This is a genomic window from Micromonospora sp. NPDC047793 (genome assembly GCF_040642635.1).
GTDB lineage: Bacteria > Actinomycetota > Actinomycetes > Mycobacteriales > Micromonosporaceae > Micromonospora.
Window position 1 is genome coordinate 50,529 of record NZ_JBEYSG010000027.1, and the last position, 22,062, is coordinate 72,590.

23 protein-coding genes are annotated in these 22,062 nt (G+C 71.8%); 22 read left to right on the forward strand and 1 reads right to left on the reverse strand.

The window, feature by feature from the left end:
* Positions 1-212: 212 nt before the first annotated feature.
* The 9 genes from ABZ738_RS30995 (at position 213) to nusB (ending at position 7,075) form a co-directional block, all read left to right on the forward strand.
* Positions 213-689 carry a UDP-N-acetylglucosamine--LPS N-acetylglucosamine transferase gene (locus ABZ738_RS30995; RefSeq protein ID WP_131057871.1) on the forward strand — a complete coding sequence of 159 codons (477 nt, stop codon included), beginning with the start codon at positions 213-215 and terminating at the stop codon, positions 687-689.
* A gap of 68 nt (positions 690-757) precedes the next feature.
* Positions 758-1,375 carry a glycosyltransferase gene (locus ABZ738_RS31000; RefSeq protein ID WP_357219198.1) on the forward strand — a complete coding sequence of 206 codons (618 nt, stop codon included), beginning with the start codon at positions 758-760 and terminating at the stop codon, positions 1,373-1,375.
* On the forward strand, positions 1,372-2,292 hold the full coding sequence (locus ABZ738_RS31005; RefSeq protein ID WP_131053406.1) for a glycosyltransferase family 2 protein: 921 nt from the start codon (positions 1,372-1,374) through the stop codon (positions 2,290-2,292). Before ABZ738_RS31000 ends, ABZ738_RS31005 begins: the two co-directional genes overlap by 4 nt.
* A 96-nt stretch (positions 2,293-2,388) precedes the next feature.
* On the forward strand, positions 2,389-3,567 hold the full coding sequence (gene aroC, locus ABZ738_RS31010) for a chorismate synthase (protein WP_131053405.1): 1,179 nt from the start codon (positions 2,389-2,391) through the stop codon (positions 3,565-3,567).
* Entirely contained in the window at positions 3,564-4,085 is a 522-nt protein-coding gene (locus tag ABZ738_RS31015; protein WP_131053404.1) for a shikimate kinase, read from the forward strand. The genes aroC and ABZ738_RS31015 overlap by 4 nt, the downstream gene beginning before the upstream one ends.
* Before the next feature lie 9 nt (positions 4,086-4,094).
* Positions 4,095-5,171 carry a 3-dehydroquinate synthase gene (gene aroB, locus ABZ738_RS31020; protein ID WP_357219162.1) on the forward strand — a complete coding sequence of 359 codons (1,077 nt, stop codon included), beginning with the start codon at positions 4,095-4,097 and terminating at the stop codon, positions 5,169-5,171.
* Positions 5,168-5,608 (forward strand): type II 3-dehydroquinate dehydratase, encoded by a 441-nt coding sequence (aroQ, locus tag ABZ738_RS31025; RefSeq protein ID WP_131053402.1) that lies wholly within the window; start codon positions 5,168-5,170, stop codon positions 5,606-5,608. The genes aroB and aroQ overlap by 4 nt, the downstream gene beginning before the upstream one ends.
* A gap of 472 nt (positions 5,609-6,080) precedes the next feature.
* The gene (gene efp, locus ABZ738_RS31030) at positions 6,081-6,641 is read left to right on the forward strand and encodes an elongation factor P (RefSeq protein ID WP_131053401.1); all 561 of its coding nucleotides are present in this window, start codon (positions 6,081-6,083) and stop codon (positions 6,639-6,641) included.
* A 23-nt stretch (positions 6,642-6,664) separates the two neighbouring features.
* Entirely contained in the window at positions 6,665-7,075 is a 411-nt protein-coding gene (nusB, locus tag ABZ738_RS31035; RefSeq protein WP_176093304.1) for a transcription antitermination factor NusB, read from the forward strand.
* A gap of 116 nt (positions 7,076-7,191) precedes the next feature.
* Here the strand turns inward: nusB and ABZ738_RS31040 are convergent, their stop codons facing one another.
* The gene (locus tag ABZ738_RS31040; protein WP_117229180.1) at positions 7,192-7,680 is read right to left on the reverse strand and encodes a transcriptional regulator; all 489 of its coding nucleotides are present in this window, start codon (positions 7,678-7,680) and stop codon (positions 7,192-7,194) included.
* A gap of 314 nt (positions 7,681-7,994) precedes the next feature.
* Here ABZ738_RS31040 and pyrR point away from each other — a divergent pair, with 314 nt between their 5' ends.
* The 13 genes from pyrR to ABZ738_RS31105 form a co-directional block, all read left to right on the forward strand.
* The gene (pyrR, locus tag ABZ738_RS31045; RefSeq protein WP_357219167.1) at positions 7,995-8,582 is read left to right on the forward strand and encodes a bifunctional pyr operon transcriptional regulator/uracil phosphoribosyltransferase PyrR; all 588 of its coding nucleotides are present in this window, start codon (positions 7,995-7,997) and stop codon (positions 8,580-8,582) included.
* A 55-nt stretch (positions 8,583-8,637) separates the two neighbouring features.
* Positions 8,638-9,564: an aspartate carbamoyltransferase catalytic subunit gene (locus tag ABZ738_RS31050; protein WP_131053398.1), complete on the forward strand. Its 927-nt coding sequence runs from the start codon at positions 8,638-8,640 to the stop codon at positions 9,562-9,564.
* Positions 9,561-10,892, forward strand: coding sequence for a dihydroorotase (locus ABZ738_RS31055; RefSeq protein WP_357219171.1), 1,332 nt, complete (start codon positions 9,561-9,563; stop codon positions 10,890-10,892). The genes ABZ738_RS31050 and ABZ738_RS31055 overlap by 4 nt, the downstream gene beginning before the upstream one ends.
* Positions 10,889-12,052, forward strand: coding sequence for a glutamine-hydrolyzing carbamoyl-phosphate synthase small subunit (gene carA / locus ABZ738_RS31060; RefSeq protein ID WP_357219174.1), 1,164 nt, complete (start codon positions 10,889-10,891; stop codon positions 12,050-12,052). Before ABZ738_RS31055 ends, carA begins: the two co-directional genes overlap by 4 nt.
* Positions 12,045-15,416, forward strand: a complete 3,372-nt coding sequence (gene carB, locus ABZ738_RS31065) for a carbamoyl-phosphate synthase large subunit (RefSeq protein WP_131053395.1) — start codon at positions 12,045-12,047, stop codon at positions 15,414-15,416. The genes carA and carB overlap by 8 nt, the downstream gene beginning before the upstream one ends.
* Positions 15,413-16,453, forward strand: a complete 1,041-nt coding sequence (locus ABZ738_RS31070) for a quinone-dependent dihydroorotate dehydrogenase (protein WP_176093305.1) — start codon at positions 15,413-15,415, stop codon at positions 16,451-16,453. The genes carB and ABZ738_RS31070 overlap by 4 nt, the downstream gene beginning before the upstream one ends.
* A gap of 460 nt (positions 16,454-16,913) precedes the next feature.
* Positions 16,914-18,188 (forward strand): adenosylmethionine--8-amino-7-oxononanoate transaminase, encoded by a 1,275-nt coding sequence (locus ABZ738_RS31075; RefSeq protein WP_357219179.1) that lies wholly within the window; start codon positions 16,914-16,916, stop codon positions 18,186-18,188.
* 75 nt (positions 18,189-18,263) lie between these two features.
* Complete coding sequence (gene pyrF / locus ABZ738_RS31080; protein WP_131055411.1) at positions 18,264-19,100, forward strand: orotidine-5'-phosphate decarboxylase; 837 nt, start codon at positions 18,264-18,266, stop codon at positions 19,098-19,100.
* A 171-nt stretch (positions 19,101-19,271) separates the two neighbouring features.
* Positions 19,272-19,589 carry an integration host factor, actinobacterial type gene (gene mihF, locus ABZ738_RS31085; RefSeq protein ID WP_117229171.1) on the forward strand — a complete coding sequence of 106 codons (318 nt, stop codon included), beginning with the start codon at positions 19,272-19,274 and terminating at the stop codon, positions 19,587-19,589.
* Positions 19,590-19,614: 25 nt separating this feature from the next.
* Entirely contained in the window at positions 19,615-20,148 is a 534-nt protein-coding gene (locus ABZ738_RS31090) for a guanylate kinase (RefSeq protein WP_357219183.1), read from the forward strand.
* Between the two features lie 52 nt (positions 20,149-20,200).
* The gene (gene rpoZ / locus ABZ738_RS31095) at positions 20,201-20,464 is read left to right on the forward strand and encodes a DNA-directed RNA polymerase subunit omega (protein WP_007075826.1); all 264 of its coding nucleotides are present in this window, start codon (positions 20,201-20,203) and stop codon (positions 20,462-20,464) included.
* 13 nt (positions 20,465-20,477) lie between these two features.
* On the forward strand, positions 20,478-21,689 hold the full coding sequence (coaBC, locus tag ABZ738_RS31100) for a bifunctional phosphopantothenoylcysteine decarboxylase/phosphopantothenate--cysteine ligase CoaBC (protein WP_357219186.1): 1,212 nt from the start codon (positions 20,478-20,480) through the stop codon (positions 21,687-21,689).
* An 86-nt stretch (positions 21,690-21,775) separates the two neighbouring features.
* A partial coding sequence (locus ABZ738_RS31105; protein WP_357219189.1) for an S-adenosylmethionine synthetase N-terminal domain-containing protein occupies positions 21,776-22,062 on the forward strand: 287 nt, incomplete at its 3' end.

Genomic DNA, 22,062 nt, shown 5'->3' on the forward strand with positions numbered 1-22,062 from the left:
ACCACACTGTCGATGTCGGACAGTGACGAGAAAGTTCCAGGTGGTGACGATGGTCGGCGGCCGGTCGGCCACTCGGCCCACCGCAACCGCCACGTACGGAGATCACGTCACACCCGGTCACACCTTTCACCGCCGGGCGACGTGTGGTCTGCTGCTGCGTGGCGCCGACAGGAATTCCAAGCGAACTTGTGGGGAGTCGCGTGGACGCGAAGATCGACGAGCCCGGGTCCGACCAGCAGCCGGTGTTACTGCTGGTCGGTTCGAGTGGCGGGCACCTGGCCCAGCTGCTGGCCCTACGGCCCTGGTACGAGACGTGGCGACGGTGCTGGGTCACCTTCGACACCCCGGAGGCGGTGTCGCTGCTCGCCGGGGAGGACCTGGTGCCGGCGTACCATCCGACCACCCGCAACGTGCGCAACCTGCTGCGCAACGCGGTGCTGGCGGCCCGGGTGCTGCGGCGGCGCAACGTGGCGGCGGTGGTCACCACCGGGGCCGGCGTGGCCGTCCCGTTCGTGGTGCTCGCCCGGCTGCGCGGGATCCCGACCGTCTACATCGAGGTCTACGACCGGATCGACACGCCGACGCTGACCGCCCGGCTGTGCCGCCCGTTCCTGTCGGCGATGCTCGTGCAGTGGGAGGAACAGCGCCGCCAGTACCCGGAGGCCACCGTCGTCGGGACGCTGCTGTGAGCGCGGCCGGCGACGCGCACCGGGTCGCGCCGGTACGCCCGCGCCCCACCCGGGTCGAGCCGGGCCGGGTGCCCGCGCCGCGCGGGCCGCACCCGGACGGCCGCACCCACGTCCTGGTCGCGGTCGGCACCGACAAGCACCCCTTCGACCGGCTGGTCGACTGGCTGCGGGACTGGCACGGCGAGGTCGCCGGCGAGGTGGTGCTGACCGTGCAGCACGGGCACACCCGCGCCGACGGGCTGCCCGACGCGGTGCCGTTCCTCGGCCACGCCGAGCTGCAGACCGCGATGGCCGGGGCCGACCTGGTGGTCTGCCACGGCGGGCCGGCCACCATCCTGGAGGCGCGCCGGCACGGGCACATGCCGATCGTGGTGCCCCGCGACCCGACCCGGGGCGAGCACGTCGACGACCACCAGTTGCTGTTCACCCGCCGGCTCGGTGCGGCCGGGCTGGTGGCGCTCTGCGAGTCCCGGCAGGAGCTGCTCGACGCGCTCGCCGCCGGTCGGGCCGACCGGTCCCGGTTCGCCGTGACGGTCGACGCCGAGGCGGTCGCGGGGCAGCGGGCCGCGGTCCGCCGGGTGGGGACCATCGTCGAGGAATTGGTGGCCGAGGCCGCGCAGCGGCGTCACCGGCCGTGGTGGCGGCCGTGGCGTGGGCCCGGTCCGAACGGAAGGCGGAACCGATGACCTCCTACCCGAGCGTGAGCGCCGTGGTGCCCACCCGGGATCGCCCCGAGCTGCTGCGGGCCGCGGTCCGCGCGATCGTGGCGCAGGACTATCCCGGCCCGGTCGAGGTGGTCGTGGTCTACGACCAGTCCGAGCCGGACCCGTCGCTGGTCAATCTCTCCGGCCCGGACCGGACGGTCCGCGTGGTGACCAACACCCGCACGCCGGGGCTGGCCGGGGCCCGCAACTCGGGCACGCTGGCGGCCACCGGTGAGCTGATCGCCTTCTGCGACGACGACGACGAGTGGCTGCCCGGGAAACTGCTGGCACAGGTCGACGCGCTGAACGCGGTGCCCGGCGCCGAGTTCGTCAGCTGCGGCATCCGGGTCACCTACGACGGGCACACCGTCGAGCGGGTGCTGGACCGCGACTCGATCAGCCTGGCCGACCTGCTGCGGGACCGGATGACCGAGCTGCACCCGTCGACCTTCGTGATCCGCGCGGCCGCGTTGCGCGACGGGTTCGGGCTGGTCGACGAGGAGATCCCGGGCAGCTACGCGGAGGACTACGAGTTCCTGCTCCGGGCCGCCCGCAGCGCCCCGCTGGTGAACCTGCGCGCCCCGTACGTGACGGTGCGCTGGCACAAGCGGTCGTACTTCGCCCAGCGCTGGGACACCATCTCCGAGGCGTTGCAGTGGCTGCTGGAGCGGTATCCGGAGTTCGCCACCCAGCCGGCGGGGGAGGCCCGGGTCGCCGGGCAGATCGCCTTCGCCCGAGCCGCCTCGGGGGACCGTCGCGGAGCGGTGCGCTGGGCCCGGCGCACCATCCGCCGCAACCCGCGCGAACCCCGGGCGTACCTGGCCCTGGCCGTGGCCGGACGGGTGGTCCGCGCCGACGCCGTGCTGCGCACGCTGCACAAGCGCGGCCGGGGCATCTGACCGATCGGGTCTCGGCGTGCCGTTCGCCGCGTCCGCAGGGCGGGACGCGGCGGGCGGTGCGCGTCGGCGGGCACCGGGCGTGACAGACTGGCCGCTGTGTTGCGCTGGTTGACCGCAGGGGAATCACACGGGCCCGCTCTCGTCGCGATGCTGGAGGGGGTGCCGGCCGGGATCGAGGTGACCTCCACCGAGATCGCCGGGGAGTTGGCGCGTCGCCGGCTCGGCTACGGCCGAGGTGCGCGAATGGCCTTCGAGCAGGACGAGATCGAGATCATCGGCGGCCTGCGTCACGGCGTGACGCTCGGTAGTCCGGTCGCGATGCGGGTCGGCAACTCCGAGTGGCCCAAGTGGCGCACCGTGATGGCCGCCGACCCGGTCGATCCGGAGGAACTGGCCCGGCAGGCCCGCAACGCCCCGCTGACCCGGCCCCGGCCCGGTCACGCCGACCTGGCCGGCATGCAGAAGTACGGCCACACCGACGCCCGGCCGATCCTGGAGCGGGCCAGCGCGCGGGAGACCGCCGCCCGGGTGGCCGTCGGCACGGTGGCGAAGGCGCTGCTCCGTCAGGCCCTCGACGTCGAGATCGTCTCGCACGTGGTCGAGTTGGGTCCGGTCGCCGTCAAGCCGGGGCTGCGTCCCCGGCCCGAGGACGCCGAGCGCATCGACGCCGACCCGCTGCGCTGCCTCGACCCGGAGGCGAGTGCCCGGATGGTCGCCGAGGTCGACGCCGCGAAGAAGGCCGCCGACACCCTCGGCGGCGTGGTCGAGGTGCTGGCGTACGGCGTACCGCCGGGCCTGGGCAGCCACGTGCAGTGGGACCGCAAGCTCGACGCCCGACTGGCCACCGCGCTGATGTCGATCCAGGCGATCAAGGGTGTGGAGATCGGCGACGGCTGGCAGCAGGCCCGGTCCCGGGGCTCCGAGGCCCACGACGAGATCATGCCCACCGCCACCGGGGTCCGGAGGGTCACCGACCGGGCCGGCGGGCTGGAGGGCGGCATCACCACCGGTGAACCGCTGCGGGTGAAGGCCGCGATGAAGCCGATCTCCTCGCTGAACCGCGCCCTGGCCACGGTGGACGTGACCACCGGCGAGCCGGCCACCGCGATCAACCAGCGCTCCGACGTCTGCGCGGTGCCCGCCGCCGCCGTCGTCGCCGAGGCGATGGTGGCGCTGGTGCTGGCCGAGGCGGCGGTGGAGAAGTTCGGTGGCGACTCGATCGCCGAGATGCGGCGTAACCTGACCGGCTACCTCGACGCGCTGGTGATCCGGTGACCGCTCCGACCCGCCCGGTCTGCGTCCTGGTCGGCGCACCCGGCTCGGGCAAGACCACCGTCGGGCAGGGGCTGGCGGAAGCGCTCGGGGTCGAGTTCCGCGACACCGACGCCGACATCGAACGGCTCGCCGGCAAGCCGATCCCGGAGATCTTCCTCGACGAGGGGGAGGCGCACTTCCGCGCCCTGGAACGCGCCGCGGTGGCGGCGGCACTGGCCTCCTGCTCCGGCGTGCTCGCCCTGGGCGGTGGCGCGGTGCTCGCCGAGGAGAACCGGGCCGCGCTGGTCGGGCACCGGGTCGTGCACCTCTCCGTCGAGTTGCCCGACGCGGTCAAGCGGGTCGGTCTCGGTGCCGGACGGCCGCTGCTGGCGATCAACCCCCGGGCCACCCTGAAACACCTGATGGACCAGCGCCGGCCGCTCTACACCGAGGTGGCCACCCACACGGTCGTGACCGACGGCCGGACGCCGGAGGAGATCGTCGCCGAGATCGCGCAGCTGCTGCGCACGGAGGGTTAGGTTCCCGCGATGGACGAGGTGACCCGGATCCCGGTCGGCGGCGAACGGCCGTACGACGTCCTCGTCGGGCGGGACCTGCTCGACGCCCTGCCGGGGCTGCTGCCCGACGCCACCCGGGTGGCGGTGCTGCACACCGCGGCGCTCAAGGAGTCGGCCGACGCGATCGGCACCCGGCTGGCCGCGTCCGGTGTGACGCCGCTCGCCATCGAGGTGCCGGACGCCGAGGCCGGCAAGCACGTCGACGTGGCGGCACACTGCTGGGACCGGCTCGGTGAAGCCGGCTTCACCCGTACCGACGCGGTCGTCGGGTTGGGTGGCGGCGCCGTCACCGACCTGGCCGGCTTCGTGGCGGCCTGCTGGCTGCGCGGGGTCCGCTGGGTGCCGGTGGCCACCTCGCTGCTCGGCATGGTCGACGCGGCGGTCGGCGGCAAGACCGGCATCAACACCGCCGCCGGCAAGAACCTGGTGGGTGCCTTCCACCCGCCGGTCGGGGTGCTGGCCGACCTGGCCACGCTGGACAGCCTGCCCCCGGTCGAGTTGGCCGCCGGAATGGCCGAGGTGGTCAAGTGCGGCTTCATCGCCGATCCGGCCATCCTCGACCTGGTCGAGCAGGCACCGGCGGCGGCCACCGACCCGACCGGCCCGGTCGTCCGGGAACTCATCGAACGCGCGATCCGCGTGAAGGCCGATGTGGTCGCCGGAGACCTGCGCGAGTCGGGCGTACGCGAGGTGCTCAACTACGGGCACACCCTCGCCCACGCGATCGAGAAGGCCGAGGGGTACCGCTGGCGGCACGGTCACGCGGTCGCGGTCGGCCTGGTGTACGCCGCCGAACTGGCCCGGCTGGCCGGCCGGCTGGACGAGTCCACCGCCCGCCGGCACCGCGACGTGGTGACCGCACTCGGCCTGCCCACCGAGTACCCGGCCGACGCCTGGCCCGGGCTGCTGGCCACGATGCGGGTCGACAAGAAGACCCGGGGCAGCCGGCTGCGGTTCGTGGTGCTCGACGGGCTGGCCCGCCCGGCCATCCTCGAAGGCCCCGACGACGACCTGCTCCGTGAGGCATACCGGGCGGTATCCCCATGAAGGTCTACGTGCTCAACGGGCCGAATCTGGGGCGGCTGGGCACGCGTCAGGTCGACGTCTACGGCGTGACCAGTTACGCCGACCTGGTCGAGCTCTGCGAGTCGACCGGACGCGAACTCGGACTGAGCGTCACCGTCCGGCAGACCGACGCCGAGCACGAACTGCTCGGCTGGCTGCACGACGCGGCGGACGAGGGCGCAGCCGTGGTGCTCAACCCGGCCGCGTGGTCGCACTACTCGATCGCGGTCCGGGACGCCTGCGCCCTGTTGCGCGCCCCGCTGGTCGAGGTGCACATCTCCAACATCCACGCCCGGGAGGAGTTCCGGCACCACTCGGTGGTCTCGGCGGTGGCCACGGGAGTCATCTGCGGGCTCGGCGTGGACGGCTACCGCCTGGCCCTGCACCACCTGGCCACCCATCTCGACCAGGACGGCTGACCTGGTCCGCTGCGCTGACCCGGCGCGTGGCCGAGATTGATACCCGCTTCGGCGCTGAGGCGTGACGGTAGCCGGGAGTGACGGTCGCGCTGAGTGATTGCCCGGAGCGGCGGTCGTGGTGGTCCCGCTGGCCTTTGCTCTGCTTCAACCCACGCAATAGCTGCTGAACAGGGGCGATGTGGGGCGTGGTCTCCGCTGTCCGGGTTCGATCAACGCGGACGGTGACCGTTGCGTGGGTTGAAGCAGAGCAAAGGCGGCGTGGGGGTGATCCGGGGCAACGGCGACGCTACCGGCCGTGACGATCGAACGGGTGCGGTGGTCCTCCGGGCCCTGCCCGATCGCCCCGACTGGCGGGACCGGGTGGCCGCCGGATCGGGGGTCGCGGGGTGAGCGGGACGGCGGCGGGCAGCGGGTCGGGCGGCGGCGAGTAGACTTGTCAGGTCTGTCCGCCAGCTGATGATCAAGGCAGGAAATGGCCACCACCAACGACCTGAAGAACGGCCTGGTACTCAACCTCGACGGGGAGCTCTGGGCCGTCGTCGAGTTCCAGCACGTCAAGCCCGGTAAGGGTGGTGCGTTCGTGCGTACCACGCTGAAGAACGTGCTCTCCGGCAAGGTCGTCGACAAGACCTTCAACGCGGGCACCAAGGTCGAGACCGCGACCGTGGACAAGCGCACCATGCAGTACCTCTACGCCGACGGCGAGGACTTCGTCTTCATGGACATGGAGACGTTCGACCAGATCACGGTGCCCGGCGGGACGGTCGGCGAGGCCGCCAACTATCTGCTGCCCGAGGCCGAGGCGATCGTGGCCACGCACGAGGGCGTCCCGCTGTACATCGAGCTGTCGACCTCGGTCGTGCTCGAGGTCACCTACACCGAGCCCGGCCTGCAGGGTGACCGTTCGACCGGCGGCAACAAGCCGGCGACCGTGGAGACCGGCGCGACCGTGAACGTGCCGCTCTTCATCACCACCGGCGAGAAGATCAAGGTCGACACCCGCGACGGTCGTTACCTCGGCCGCGCCTCCTGATGGCCGAGGGTCCCAAACAGCAGATGCCGGCGCGCCGCAAGGCGCGCAAGCGGGCGCTGGACGTGCTCTTCGAGGCCGACCTGCGTGATCGTCCACCGGTGGAGGTGCTCGCCGGTTACATCGAGCGGCTCGACAAGCCGCATCCCGAACACCTCGGGTACGCGGTCGGCCTGGTCGAGGGCGTGGCCGGGAACCTGGACCGGATCGACGAGCTGATCGCCAGTTACGCCGAGGGCTGGACGCTGGACCGGATGCCGACGGTCGACCGGAACCTGGCCCGGATCGCGGTCTACGAGCTGCTCTACATCGACGAGATCGACGACGCGGTGGCGATCAGTGAGGCGGTGGAGTTGGCCCGACAGATGTCGACGGACGACTCGCCACGCTTCCTCAACGGTCTGCTCGGCCGGATCGCCGAGTACGCGACCCGCTGAACGCTCCCGCCGACAGGCCGGACGCACCAGGGCCGGCGCGACAACCGGTCCCGCGACAGCCGGACCTACGACAAAGGGGCCCATGCCGGATGGCAGGGCCCCTTTGTCGTCAGGGGTCAGGAGGCGAAGAACGCCCGCGGGTCGGCGACGAGCACACCGTGCTCGGTCAGGCGCTCGATCAGGCCGGACGGGGAGGCGTCGTAGACGATGGCGAGGGCGCGCAGGTCGTCGGCGCGGATCGACAGCACCCGACCGTTGTAGTCGCCCCGCTGCTGCTGGATGGCGCGGGCGTACCGGGCGACGTAGGCGAGCTCCTCGCTGGCCTCGTCGTAGAGCCGCTCCAGGTCCAGCACGATCTTGCTGGTGGGCTCGTGCCGCACTCCGCTGCCGTCGGGCAGCAACTCCGATACGGGAACGCGGTAGAACTCGGCCAACTCGGCCAGACGGGACACGGTGACGGCACGGTCGCCGCGCTCGTACGAGCCGACCACCACCGCCTTCCAGCGCCCGTTCGACTTCTCCTCCACGCCCTGCAGGGACAGGCCCTGCTGCTGGCGGATGGAGCGCAGGCGGGCGCCCAGAGACTTGGCGTATTCAGAGGGCATTCGGACACTCCCAGTGCTGCTCGGGGTTCTCCCAGCGATCGCTACGGAGCGTGACGGTACGGGGATTCGTACACCCGGTCAAGTGGTCGAGAGCCGCCGGTTAGAGGCTCCGGGTGAGTTGTCCCGTTCTGCCCGCTGAACCGATACGCGTACGGTCACGCCGTGCGTGGCCGGGACCACTCGCTCCCGAGGGTGGTCGCGGCGACGACCACTGGTAACGTGGCCGAAGCCCCTCCGCCGGCCGATCTTGACCGGTCCGGAGTACCCGACGTCCTTTAACGACCCGTCCCGTGAGGCGGGGAAGGAGGTCCGCCGTGGCCTACCCATCGGCTGCCCATTCGTCGCCGCCGCGACAACCCTCGGTGAAGGTGATCCTGACCAGCGCCGACGTGCAACGCGTCGTCGACCGGATCGCACACCAGATCCTCGAGAAGACCCAGGGCGCCGGCGACACCGTGTTGTTGGGCATCCCGACCCGTGGCGCCCCGCTCGCCCGGCGCCTCGCCGCGCGGATCAGCGCCTTCGAGGACGTCTCCGTTCCGGTCGGCGTGCTGGACATCACGCTCTACCGCGACGACCTGCGCCGCAACGCCACCCGGGCGGTCGGTCCGACCCAGCTCCCGGCCGGCGGCATCGACGGCATGCGGGTGGTCCTCGTCGACGACGTGCTCTTCTCCGGCCGCACGGTCCGCGCCGCGCTGGACGCGCTCGGCGATCTCGGACGGCCCGCCTCGGTGCAACTCGCCGTGTTGGTCGACCGGGGCCACCGGCAGTTGCCGATCCGCGCCGACTACGTGGGCAAGAACATCCCGACGGCCCTCGCCGAGAGCGTCAAGGTCACGCTCGCCGAGACTGACGGTGCCGACGAGGTCCGTCTCTACGGGGAGGTGACCCTCTCGTGAGCGCGAGGAGTGCAGCGAAGCGGAGCCCCGCAGTCGCGAACGGAAGGCGGGCAAAGTGATCAGGCACCTGCTCTCCGGCGCCGACCTGGACGCCGAGACCGCGACCCAGATCCTGGACACCGCCGGGGAGATGTCCGCGGTGGCCGGGCGTGAGGTGAAGAAGCTGCCCGCGCTGCGCGGCCGGACGGTGGTGAACCTGTTCTACGAGGACTCCACCCGTACCCGGATCTCCTTCGAGGCGGCGGCGAAGCGGCTCAGCGCCGACGTGATCAACTTTTCCGCGAAGGGTTCCAGCGTCGCCAAGGGCGAGAGCCTGAAGGACACCGCGTTGACCCTCCAGGCGATGGGCGCCGACGCGGTGGTGGTCCGCCATCCTGCCTCCGGTGCCCCGCACCGCCTCGCCGACTGGGTCGACGGCTCGGTGGTCAACGCCGGTGACGGCACCCACGAGCACCCGACGCAGGCGCTGCTCGACGCGTACACGATGCGCTCCCGGCTGGGCCGCCTGGCCGGCCTGTCGGTCGCGGTGGTGGGCGACGTGCTGCACTCCCGGGTGGCCCGCTCGAACGTGCTGCTGCTGTCCACGCTCGGCGCGAAGGTGACCCTGGTCGGGCCGCCGACGCTCATCCCGCGCGACATCGTCGCCGCCCTCGCTCCCGGCACCGACGTCTGCTACGACCTGGACGCGGTGCTGCCGTCGTCGGACGTGGTGATGATGCTGCGGGTGCAGCGGGAGCGGATGGGCGACTCCTACTTCCCGTCCGCCCGCGAGTACGCCCGCCGCTACGGCCTGGACGGCCCGCGGATGCGCCGGCTTCCGGAGCACGCGATCGTCATGCACCCCGGTCCGATGAACCGGGGCATGGAGATCACGCCGGAGGTCGCCGACTCGCCCCGCTCCACCATCGTCGAACAGGTCGCCAACGGGGTCTCCGTGCGGATGGCCGTCCTCTATCTGCTGCTCGGGGGGAACAACCGGTGAACTCGTACCTGATCAGGAACGTCAGCGTGCTCGGTGCCGCACCGACCGACCTGCTGATCCGCGACGGCGTGGTCGCCGAGGCCGGCGCGGGGCTCTCCGCGCCGGACGCGACCGTGGTCGAGGCCGCCGGGCTGGTCGCCCTGCCGGGCCTGGTCGACCTGCACACACACCTGCGCGAGCCGGGCCGGGAGGACGCCGAGACGGTCGAGACGGGGTCGCGGTCGGCGGCGCTGGGCGGGTACACGGCGGTCTGCGCGATGGCGAACACCTCGCCGGTGGCGGACACCGCCGGGGTGGTCGAGCAGGTGTGGCGGCTCGGTCGGGAGGCCGGGCTGGTCGACGTGCAGCCGATCGGCGCGGTCACCGTCGGGCTGGCCGGTGAGCGCCTCGCCGAGCTGGGCGCGATGGCCGACTCCGCCGCCCGGGTGCGGATCTTCTCCGACGACGGGCACTGCGTCGCCGACCCCCGGCTGATGCGCCGCGCGCTGGAGTATGTCAAGGCGTTCGACGGCATCATCGCCCAGCACGCCGAGGAGCCCCGGCTCACCGAGGGCGCGCAGATGCACGAGGGCGAGGTCTCCACCCGGCTGGGCCTGACCGGCTGGCCGGCGGTGGCCGAGGAGGCCATCATCGCCCGGGACGTGCTGCTGGCCGAGCACGTCGGCAGCCGACTGCACGTCTGCCACGTCTCCACCGCCGGCAGCGTCGAGGTGCTGCGCCAGGCGAAGGCCCGGGGGGTACGGGTCACCGCCGAGGTGACCCCGCACCACCTGCTGCTCACCGACACTCTGGTCGGTGGGGGAAGCGAGCTGGCCAGCCCGGAGGTCGCGGACGGATGGAGCCCGGCCGGGTCGTACGACCCGGTCTTCAAGGTGAACCCGCCGCTGCGGACCGCCACCGACATCGCCGCCCTGCGGGCCGCCCTGGTCGACGGGGTGATCGACATCGTGGCCACCGACCACGCCCCGCACGCGGTGGAGGACAAGGAGTGCGAGTGGGCGTACGCCCGGCCCGGGATGCTCGGGCTGGAGACGGCGCTGTCGATCGCGCTCGACGTGCTCGGCCCGGAGTGGGACCTGATCGCCGAGCGGATGTCGCGCACGCCGGCGCGGATCGCCGGTCTGACCGAGCACGGGCACGACCCGGCGCCGGGCGTACCGGCCAACCTGACCCTGGTCGACCCGGAGGTCCGCCGGGTGATCGAGCCGGCCGAGATGGCCAGTCGTAGCCGCAACACCCCGTATGCCCGGATGACGCTGCCGGGTCGCATCGTGGCGACCTTCCTGCGTGGCGAGGCGACGGTCCTGGACGGAAAGGCAATCAAGTGAGTCGTAGGCGTCCCGCGATTCTCGTCCTGGAGGACGGTCGCACGTTCCACGGCGAGTCGTACGGCAGCGTCGGGGAGACCTTCGGCGAGGCGGTGTTCAACACCGGCATGACCGGTTACCAGGAGACGCTGACCGACCCGTCGTACCACCGTCAGGTCGTCGTGCAGACCGCCCCGCACATCGGCAACACCGGGGTCAACGGCGAGGACGACGAGTCACGACGCATCTGGGTGGCCGGGTACGTGGTGCGTGACCCGGCCCGGGCCAGCTCGAACTGGCGGGCCACCGGTGGCCTGGAGGACCGGCTCGGCACCGAGGGCATCGTCGGCATCAGCGGGGTGGACACCCGGGCGTTGACCCGGCACCTGCGCGAGCGCGGCGCGATGCGGGTCGGTATCTCCAGCGTCGAGGACGACCCGCGGGCGCTGCTGGCCCGGGTACGCGAGGCGCCGCAGATGCTCGGCGCGGACCTCTCCGCCGAGGTGACCACGGCGGAGCCGTACGTGGTGCGGGCCGAGGGCGAGCACCGGTTCACGGTGGCCGCGCTCGACCTGGGGATCAAGCGCAACGTGCCGCGTCGGCTCGCCGCCCGTGGGGTGACCACGCACGTCATGCCGGCGCACTCGTCCATCGAGGACCTGCTGGCGACCGGGGCGGACGCGGTCTTCTTCTCGCCCGGTCCGGGCGACCCGGCCACCGCCGACGGGCCGGTCGGGTTGGCCCGGGAGGTGCTGCGGCGGCGGATGCCGCTGTTCGGCATCTGCTTCGGCAGCCAGATCCTGGGGCGGGCGCTCGGCTTCGGCACCTACAAGCTCGGTTACGGCCACCGGGGCATCAACCAGCCGGTCATCGACCGGGTCACCGGCAAGGTGGAGGTGACCAGCCACAACCACGGCTTCGCGGTGGAGGTGCCCGGCGTGACGCCGGGTGCGGTGGTGCCGGACCAGGTGATCGAGACCGAGTTCGGCGGCGTGCAGGTGAGCCATCTCTGCCTCAACGACAACGTGGTCGAGGGGCTGCGGGCCCGGGACGTGCCCGCCTTCACCGTCCAGTACCACCCGGAAGCGGCAGCCGGTCCGCACGACGCGGACTATCTCTTCGACCGGTTCGCCGAGTTGATCGAGGGCCGGACCCACAGCGAGGGGCGTACGAATGCCTAAGCGGACCGATCTCAAGCACATCCTGGTGATCGGCTCCGGGCCGATCATCATCGGGCAGGCCTGCGAGTTCGACTACTCCGGCACCCAGGCCTGCCGGGTGCTGCGCAGCGAGGGGATCCGGGTCAGCCTGGTCAACTCGAACCCGGCGACCATCATGACCGACCCGGAGTTCGCCGACGCCACCTACGTCGAGCCGATCACTCCGGAGTTCGTGGAGCTGGTCATCGCCAAGGAGCGGCCGGACGCCGTGCTGCCCACGCTGGGCGGGCAGACCGCGCTGAACACCGCCGTGGCGCTGCACGAGGCCGGTGTGCTCGACAAGTACGGCGTCGAGCTGATCGGCGCGGACGTCGAGGCGATCCGTCGCGGTGAGGACCGGCAGCTGTTCAAGGACATCGTGGCCAAGGCCGGCGTACGCATCGGGATCGAGGACCCGGCCGGGCTGGTGCCGCGGTCGCGGGTCTGCCACTCGATGGACGAGGTCCGCGAGACGGCCGGTGAGTTGGGTCTGCCGGTGGTGATCCGGCCGTCGTTCACCATGGGCGGCCTCGGTTCGGGCATGGCGCACACCGACGCCGACCTGGAGCGCATCGCCGGTGCCGGGCTGGACGCCAGCCCGGTGCACGAGGTGCTGATCGAGGAGAGCGTGCTCGGTTGGAAGGAGTACGAGCTCGAACTGATGCGGGACCGCCACGACAACGTGGTGGTGGTCTGCTCGATCGAGAACGTCGACCCGATGGGCGTGCACACCGGCGACAGCGTGACCGTGGCGCCGGCCATGACGTTGACCGACCGGGAGTACCAGGACCTGCGTGATCTGGGCATCGCGGTGCTGCGTGAGGTCGGCGTGGACACCGGCGGCTGCAACATCCAGTTCGCCATCAACCCGGCCGACGGCCGGATCGTGGTCATCGAGATGAATCCCCGGGTGTCGCGTTCCTCGGCGCTGGCCTCGAAGGCGACCGGGTTCCCGATCGCGAAGATCGCCGCGAAGCTGGCCATCGGCTACACCCTGGACGAGATCCCCAACGACATCACCCTCAAGACGCCGGCGGCCTTCGAGCCGTCGCTCGACTACGTGGTGGTGAAGATCCCCCGGTTCGCGTTCGAGAAGTTCCCCGGCGCGGACCCGGAGCTGACCACCACGATGAAGTCCGTCGGCGAGGCGATGAGCCTCGGGCGCAACTTCACCGAGGCGCTGAACAAGGCGATGCGTTCGCTGGAGACCAAGGCGACGGGTTTCTGGACCCTGCCCGACCCGGCGGACGCGACGAAGGAGAACACCCTCGCCGCGTTGGGCGTACCGCACGACGGCCGGCTCTACACGGTGGAGCGGGCGCTGCGGTTGGGCGCCTCGATCGCCGAGGTCAGCGCCGCCTCCGGCGGGATCGACCCGTGGTTCCTGGACCAGATCGCCGGGTTGGTCGAGCTGCGTGCCGAGATCGTGGCCGCGCCGGTGCTCGACGCCGGACTGCTGCGCCGGGCCAAGCGGGCCGGGCTCTCCGACCGGCAGCTGGCCGTGCTGCGTCCGGAGCTGGCCGCCGAGGACGGGGTACGCACGCTGCGGCACCGGCTGGACGTCCGGCCGGTCTACAAGACGGTGGACACCTGCGCCGCCGAGTTCGAGGCGAGCACTCCTTACCACTACTCCTCGTACGACTCCGAGACCGAGGTGGTCGGCTCGGCGCGGCCGAAGGTGCTGATCCTCGGTTCCGGGCCGAACCGCATCGGGCAGGGCATCGAGTTCGACTACTCCTGCGTGCACGCGGTCCAGGCGTTGCGGGAGGCGCCGGCCGGTCCGGCCGGTGCCGGCGGGTTCGAGACCGTCATGATCAACTGCAACCCGGAGACGGTCTCCACCGACTACGACACCGCCGACCGGCTCTACTTCGAGCCGCTCACGTTCGAGGACGTGCTGGAGGTCTGGCACGCCGAGGACACCTCCGGCCGGGAGGCCGGCGGGCCGGGCGTGATCGGCGTGATCGTGCAGCTCGGCGGTCAGACGCCGCTCGGTCTGGCGCAGCGGCTCAAGGACGCCGGGGTGCCGGTGGTGGGCACCTCCCCGGAGTCGATCCACCTGGCCGAGGAACGTGGCGCGTTCGGGGCGTTGCTGGCCCGGGCCGGGCTGCGGGCGCCGGCACACGGCACCGCCACCTCGTACGAGGAGGCGAAGGGGATCGCCGACGAGATCGGCTACCCGGTGCTGGTCCGCCCCTCGTACGTGCTCGGCGGGCGGGGCATGGAGATCGTCTACGACGACGTGACGCTGCGCGACTACATCGGGCGGGCCACCGACATCTCGCCGGACCATCCGGTGCTGGTGGACCGGTTCCTGGACGACGCCATCGAGATCGACGTGGACGCGCTCTGCGACGCCGACGGCGAGGTCTACCTCGGCGGGATCATGGAGCACATCGAGGAGGCCGGCATCCACTCCGGCGACTCCTCGTGCGCGCTGCCGCCGATCACCCTGGCCAGTTCCCACGTGGCCCAGGTGCGCGGGTACACCGAGGCGATCGCCCGGGGCATCGGCGTGCGCGGCCTGCTCAACGTGCAGTACGCGCTCAAGGACGACGCGCTGTACGTGCTGGAGGCCAACCCGCGTGCCTCGCGGACGGTGCCGTTCGTCTCCAAGGCCACGGCGGTGCCGCTGGCCAAGGCGGCGGCCCGGATCGCGCTCGGCGCCACCGTCGCGGAGCTGCGCGCCGAGGGGATGCTTCCGGCGACCGGGGACGGTGGCTCGCTGCCGCCGGACGCCCCGATCGCGGTGAAGGAGGCGGTGCTGCCGTTCAAGCGGTTCCGCACGCCGGCCGGCAAGGGGGTGGACTCGCTGCTCGGTCCGGAGATGAAGTCGACCGGCGAGGTGATGGGCATCGACACCGCCTTCGGGCACGCCTTCGCCAAGTCCCAGTCGGCCGCGTACGGCTCGCTGCCCACCCAGGGCAAGATCTTCGTGTCGGTGGCGAACCGCGACAAGCGCGGCATGATCTTCCCGGTGAAGCGCCTGGCCGACCTGGGCTTCGAGATCGTGGCGACCAGCGGCACCGCCGAGGTGCTGCGCCGCCACGGCATCGCCTGCGAGCTGGCGGCCAAGCACTACGAGGCCGGTGCCGACGACGACGCCGTCTCGCTGATCCGCTCCGGTCGGGTGGCGCTGGTGATCAACACTCCGCAGGGTTCCGGCGCGAGTGCCCGCTCCGACGGGTACGAGATCCGCAGCGCGGCGGTGACCGCGGACATCCCGTGCGTCACCACGGTGCCCGGTGCCGCCGCTGCGGTGATGGGCATCGAGGCCCTGATCCGGGGCGACATGCAGGTACGCCCGTTGCAGGACCTGCACGCCACGCTGCGGGCCAGCCGGTGATCTTCGAGCGGACGCTGCGGCGCGGGCTGTTCCGCATCGGTGGTGGTGACGCCGAGGCGGCGCACGAGTGGACGCTGCGCCGGCTGGCCGCCCTCTCCGGGCGGCCGGTCGCGCTGGCGGCACTGCGGGCCCGGTACGCCGTGCCCGCCCCCCGTACGGTCTTCGGGGTGCGGTTCCCCAACCCGGTCGGCCTGGCCGCCGGGATGGACAAGGACGGTGCCGCGCTGCCGGCCTGGCCGGCGCTCGGCTTCGGCTTCGTCGAGGTCGGCACGGTCACCGCGTACCCGCAGCCGGGCAACCCTCGGCCGAGGCTGTTCCGGCTGCCGGACAGCGAGGCCGTGATCAACCGGATGGGGTTCAACAACGCCGGGGCCGAGGCGCTGGCCGCCCGGCTCGCGGCGTTGCCCCGTCCGCTCGGCGTACCGCTGGGGATCTCGCTGGGCAAGTCGAAGGTGACGCCACTGGACGAGGCGGTGGAGGACTACCGGGCGTCGTACCACGCGTTGCGCGGGCACGGCGACTACTTCGCGGTCAACGTCTCCTCGCCGAACACGCCGGGGTTACGCGCGTTGCAGGACCGTGCCCACCTGGATGCGCTGCTGGCCGCGCTGGTGGGGGAGAAGCCGGTGCTGGTGAAGATCGCGCCGGACCTGACCGACGCGGCCATCGCCGAGCTGCTGGAGGTCTGCCTGGCCCGGGGCGCGGCCGGGGTGATCGCCACGAACACCACCCTCGGCCGCACCGGCCTCGCCCCGGCCGACGAGGCCCGGTCCGCCGAGACCGGGGGGCTCTCCGGCCGCCCGCTGGCCGACCGGGCCCGGCAGGTGGTGTCCTTCGTGCACACCGAGACCGGTGGCCGGCTGCCGATCATCGGAGTGGGCGGCATCGTGGACCCCGACGACGCCGCCCGGATGTTCGACGCGGGCGCCAGTCTGGTCCAGCTCTACACCGGCTTCATCTACCGGGGGCCGGCTCTGCCCCGCGCGGTCGCCCGCGCGGCGGCGGCTGCCCCGGCTCCGGCCACGACCGGGTCGTGAGCCGGATGAGGCGGCGGCGCCACCCCCGCTCCCGCCGGAGCGGACGGCCACGAACACCAGGCGCCGCCGCCCCCACCATGCCGACCTCGGCATGCTCGCCTCACCCGGGGCAATCGCCTCTCCCCGAAGGCCCGCCTCTCCCCGGACACCGTCGTGCCTCCGTGCCCCGGAGTCCGTCCGCGCGCTGGCGGGGTACGGCCGGTCGGCCGGTGGGGTGCTCCCGCGTGGCCTTTGCTCTGCTTCGACGGGCGCATCGGTGGGGTCCGGCCGGTCGGCCGGAGGAGTGCCTCCGCGTGGCCTTTGCTCTGCTTCAACCCACGCATCGGTTTCAGCCGAGAACCAGTGCGTGGGTTGAAGCAGAGCAAAGGGGCCACAGGGGAGTGCGGGGCGGTCGCGCGGACGGCGAGTCCCCGCTACCGGAGGCGGGAGTGGGCATGGGCAGCGTGGAGAGGGAGGGCGGATGACGCCGGAGGAGATCCTCACCGCCGACGCGGCGCACGTCTGGCACCCGTACGCGGCGCTGCCGCCGGCGGTGCCGCTGTACCTGGTGACGGAGGCCGAGGGCGTACGGCTGCGGCTGGCCGACGGCCGCACGCTCGTCGACGGCATGTCGTCCTGGTGGTCGGCGATCCACGGTTACCGGCATCCGGTGCTGGACGCGGCGGTGACCGACCAGCTCGGCCGGATGAGCCACGTGATGTTCGGCGGGCTGACCCACGAACCGGCCGTGCGGTTGGCCCGGACCCTGGTCGAGTTGGCGCCGGAGGGGTTGGCGCACGTGTTCCTGGCCGACTCCGGGTCGGTCAGCGTCGAGGTCGCGGTGAAGATGTGCCTGCAGTACCAGCGGGCCGTCGGTCGGCCGGAGCGCCGCCGGCTGGGCACCTGGCGGGGCGGGTACCACGGCGACACGTTCCACCCGATGAGCGTCTGTGATCCCGAGGGCGGCATGCACCACCTCTGGGGCGACGTGCTGCCCCGGCAGGTGTTCGCGCCGGTGCCGCCCGGTGGCTTCGCGTCCGATCCCGACCCGGCGTACGAGGCGGCGCTGGTGGAGGCGGTGGAGCGGCACGCCCACGAACTGGCGGCGGTGATCGTCGAGCCGGTCGTCCAGGGGGCCGGTGGGATGCGTTTCCACCATCCGCACTACCTGCGGGTGCTGCGGGAGGTGACCCGGGCGCACGGGGTACTGCTGATCTTCGACGAGATCGCCACCGGCTTCGGTCGGACCGGGACGATGTTCGCCGCCGAGCACGCCGGGGTCAGCCCGGACGTGATGTGCGTCGGCAAGGCGCTCACCGGCGGCTACCTGACGCTGGCCGCCGCGCTCTGCACGGCGGAGGTGGCGCGGGGCATCCGGACCGGCGGGGTCCTGGCGCACGGCCCGACGTTCATGGGCAACCCGCTCGCCTGCGCGGTCGCCAACGCCTCGCTGGGACTGCTGCGGGCCGGTGACTGGGCCGGTGAGGTGGCGCGGCTCCAGCGCGGCCTGCATGACGGGCTGGAGCCGCTGCGCGGCGCACCGGGCGTGACGGACGTGCGGGTGCTCGGCGGGATCGGCGTCGTGCAGCTGGACCACGAGGTGGACGTCGCCGCCGCCACCGCCGCCGCGGTGGCCGAGGGCGTGTGGCTGCGGCCGTTCCGGGATCTGGTCTACACGATGCCGCCGTACGTCACCTCGGACGCCGATCTGGCACGGGTGGCGACCGGTGTCGCGGCAGCTATCAGGGCGGGCTGAGTAGATCGTCGCGGATCAGGGACACAGGTTGAGTAGACGAGCGCGACAGGTTGAGGACGAGAGGAAAGCTGGCTGATGGAGAGTTTCGGCACGCGGCTGCACCGGGCGGTCGACGAGCGGGGTCCGCTCTGCGTAGGCATCGATCCCCATCCGGAACTGCTGGCGAAGTGGGGGCTCGACGACGACGTCGACGGGTTGCGACGCTTCGCCCGGACCGTCGTGGACGCCCTCGGTGACCGGGTTGCGGTGGTCAAGCCCCAGTCGGCCTTCTTCGAGCGGTTCGGGTCTCAAGGGGTGGCGGTACTTGAGTCAACTATCCGACAGTTACGAGATTCCGGATCGCTCGTTCTGCTGGACGTCAAGCGCGGCGACATCGGTTCGACCGTCCGCGCGTACGCCTCGGCGTACCTGGACCCATCCAGTCCCATGTATGTCGACGCGGTGACCGCGAGCCCCTTCCTGGGGGTCGGCTCGCTCGCTCCGATGTTCGAGCTGGCCGTCGAGCACGGCGGCGGAGTCTTCGTCCTGGCGCTCACCTCCAACCCCGAGGGCGCCTCGGTCCAGCGTGCGCGTGGTGCCGACGGGCGCACCGTCGCGCAGACCGTGATCGACGAGATTTCCCAGCTCAACGCGGGTGCCGCCCCGCTCGGGAGCATTGGCCTGGTGGTCGGTGCGACGGTCGGCGAAACCGGCTGCGACCTCTCCGCGGTGAACGGTCCGCTGCTCGCACCCGGGCTCGGCGCACAGGGCGCCACGGCCGACGATCTACGGGTCGTCTTCGGTTCGGCCCTTACCTCCGTGCTGCCCTCGTACTCCCGGGAGGTGTTGGGAGCGGGCCCACGGCCGGAGGCGCTGCGGGCCGCGGCGGAGCGCGCCGTGGCGGACTGCCGGGCGGCCCTGGCGATGTCATGACTGACTGACGGCTCGGTCACTTTGCGGTGATCATCGCGTGCCCACGTTGCCGAAAGCTCCGTTGACCGCTAGTTTTCCCCGCGCTGGGAACCCCTTGGTTCACAGCGACACCACGTTTCACAGATGCGGCGGTGCGTCCCGCCCGTCGCGATAGGGACCTGAGGAGAACTGGTGCCGCTCCCGTCACTGACCCCTGAGCAGCGCGCAGCCGCGCTGGAGAAGGCTGCGGAGATCCGCAAAGCCCGTGCCGAGCTGAAGGAGCAGCTCAAGCAGGGCAAGACCACCCTCGGAGCCGTTCTTGCGCGCGCCGAGTCCGACGATGTCGTCGGCAAGCTGAAGGTGTCGGCCGTGCTGCAGGCGATGCCCGGAATCGGCAAGATCCGAGCCACCCAGATCATGGAGAAGCTCAAGATCGCCGACAGCCGTCGCCTGCGTGGCCTCGGCGAACAGCAGCGCAAGGCCCTGCTTGGGGAGTTCGCCGCCAACTGAGCACGGCTGCGTGTAGAAACAAGCAGTGAGCTTGGATGACGAGACGCGCCCGGCGGCTCGGCTCACTGTCCTGGCCGGCCCATCCGGCGCCGGTAGGGAGAGTGTCGTCGAGCTGGTCCGGGCGCGTTCTCCGTCTGTGTGGACGCCGCTCGCGGTCACCACCCGGCCCCGCCGGGAGGGCGAGCTGGAGGGCGTCCACCGGCACTTCCTCGCCCCGCGGGAGTTCGACCGCCGGGTGGCCCGCGGCGAACTGCTGGAATGGAGCCGCTACGGGACGTACCGGCGTGGCACGGAGCTGGCGCCGGTGCGTGACCGGCTCGCCGCCGGAGCGCCGGTGCTGCTGCCGCTCGACCTCGACGGGGCGCTGCTGGTCCGCGCGGTGGTACCCGACGCGCGACTCGTCCTACTCCATCCGCCCGGCCGCCGTCCGGGTACGGCCGTCCTGACGTCCTTCGACCGCAGCGTGTCGCACGACCGCACCGAGCGCGTGGTGGACGAGCTGGTAGGGTTGATCGGTTCTTCATTCCTGGCTTCGGCCCGGCCGCGTCCGCGCGGTTGAGCGCCGGCCCCGCGTGCCACGCGGTCCGTGCGAAAGACGCAGAGGTTAATCCGTGGGATCCATCGCCAACCCCGAAGGCATCACCAACCCGCCGATCGACGAGCTCCTGGAGAAGACGACGTCGAAGTACGCGCTGGTCATCTTCGCGGCCAAGCGCGCGCGTCAGGTCAACGCCTACTACAGCCAGCTCGGCGAGGGCCTGCTGGAGTACGTCGGCCCGCTGGTCGAGACGACCCCGCAGGAGAAGCCGCTCTCGATCGCGATGCGCGAGATCAACGCCGGCCTACTCACCGCCGAGCCGACCGACCAGCCGTAGGCTCCGCGCGTCGATGAGCGCCCGGATCATCCTCGGTGTCGGTGGCGGCATCGCCGCCTACAAGGCGTGCGAGGTGCTACGCCGGTTCACCGAGTCGGGCCACCAGGTCCGGGTCGTGCCGACCGCCGCCGCGTTGCGGTTCGTCGGCGCGCCGACCTGGGCGGCGCTCTCCGGTCAACCGGTCGCCGAGGACGTCTGGTCCGACGTGCACGAGGTGCCGCACGTCCGCCTCGGTCAGCAGGCCGACCTGGTGGTGGTCGCACCCGCCACCGCCGACCTGCTGGCCAAGGCCGCGCACGGCCTCGCCGACGACCTGCTCACCAACACCCTGCTCACCGCCCGCTGCCCGGTGGTGCTGGCGCCGGCCATGCACACCGAGATGTGGGAGCACCCGGCCACCGTCGCCAACGTGGCGACGTTGCGGGCCCGGGGCGTACGCGTCATCGAACCGGCGGTGGGTCGGCTCACCGGTGCCGACACCGGCAAGGGCCGGTTGCCCGATCCGGCCGAGATCTTCGCGGTCGCCCGCCGCGCGCTCCGCCGGGGCGTCGACGCCCCCGCCGACCTGGCCGGCCGGCACGTCCTCGTCACCGCCGGCGGCACCCGTGAACCGCTGGACCCGGTGCGCTTCCTCGGTAACCGGTCCTCCGGCAAGCAGGGCTACGCGTTCGCCCGGGCGGCGGTCGCCCGAGGTGCCCGGGTCACGCTGATCTCGGCGAACGTCGAGCTACCCGACCCGGCCGGAGCGGACATCGTCCGCGTCGGCACCACCGGCGAGTTGCGTGACGCCACGCTCGCGGCCGCCGTCGACGCCGACGCGGTGGTGATGGCGGCGGCTCCGGCCGATTTCCGTCCCGCGACGTACGCGCCTGGCAAAATCAAGAAGTCGGACGACGGCACCGCGCCCAGCATCGCGCTCGTGACCAACCCGGACATCGCCGCCGAGTTGGGCCGGAGCCGCCGACCGGAGCAGCTGCTGGTGGTGTTCGCTGCGGAGACCGGCGACGCCGAGGCCAACGGACGGGCCAAGCTCGCCCGTAAGCGGGCCGACCTCATCGTGATCAACGAGGTCGGGCCGGACAAGGTCTTCGGTGCCGAGACCAACGCGGCCACCGTCATCGGTGCGGACGGTTCGGTCACCCGGATGCCTGAACAGTCCAAGGAGGACCTCGCCGACGAGGTGTGGGACCTGGTGGTCTCCCGGCTCGCCGACGGCCCCTCCTGACCACGATCCACATGTTGACCATCGACCGGCGCTCGGCGGTGAGTGACTAGACTGCCGCGGAACGACGTCCACAACTTAGGAGTGCCGTGACACGCCGCCTCTTTACGTCCGAATCGGTCACGGAAGGCCACCCGGACAAGATCGCTGATCAGATCAGTGACGGTATTCTCGATGCCCTGCTCGCTCAGGATCCGCATAGCCGTGTGGCGGTGGAGACGCTGATCACGACTGGTCAGGTGCATGTGGCGGGTGAGGTGACGACGAAGGCGTATGCCGATATTCCGTCGATCGTGCGGGAGACGATTCTGGGGATCGGGTACGACTCGTCGAAGAAGGGTTTCGATGGGGCGTCGTGTGGGGTGAGTGTGTCGAT

Coding starts and splice junctions, on each gene's coding strand:
- ABZ738_RS31005 (WP_131053406.1), top strand. CDS start 1,372: ATGACCTCCTACCCGAGCGTGAGCGCCGTGGTGCCCACCCGGGATCGC.
- carB (WP_131053395.1), top strand. CDS start 12,045: ATGCCTAAGCGGACCGATCTCAAGCACATCCTGGTGATCGGCTCCGGG.
- nusB (WP_176093304.1), top strand. CDS start 6,665: ATGCCGGCGCGCCGCAAGGCGCGCAAGCGGGCGCTGGACGTGCTCTTC.
- aroQ (WP_131053402.1), top strand. CDS start 5,168: ATGAAGGTCTACGTGCTCAACGGGCCGAATCTGGGGCGGCTGGGCACG.
- efp (WP_131053401.1), top strand. CDS start 6,081: ATGGCCACCACCAACGACCTGAAGAACGGCCTGGTACTCAACCTCGAC.
- coaBC (WP_357219186.1), top strand. CDS start 20,478: ATGAGCGCCCGGATCATCCTCGGTGTCGGTGGCGGCATCGCCGCCTAC.
- ABZ738_RS31075 (WP_357219179.1), top strand. CDS start 16,914: ATGACGCCGGAGGAGATCCTCACCGCCGACGCGGCGCACGTCTGGCAC.
- pyrF (WP_131055411.1), top strand. CDS start 18,264: ATGGAGAGTTTCGGCACGCGGCTGCACCGGGCGGTCGACGAGCGGGGT.
- aroB (WP_357219162.1), top strand. CDS start 4,095: ATGGACGAGGTGACCCGGATCCCGGTCGGCGGCGAACGGCCGTACGAC.
- ABZ738_RS31040 (WP_117229180.1), bottom strand. CDS start 7,680: ATGCCCTCTGAATACGCCAAGTCTCTGGGCGCCCGCCTGCGCTCCATC.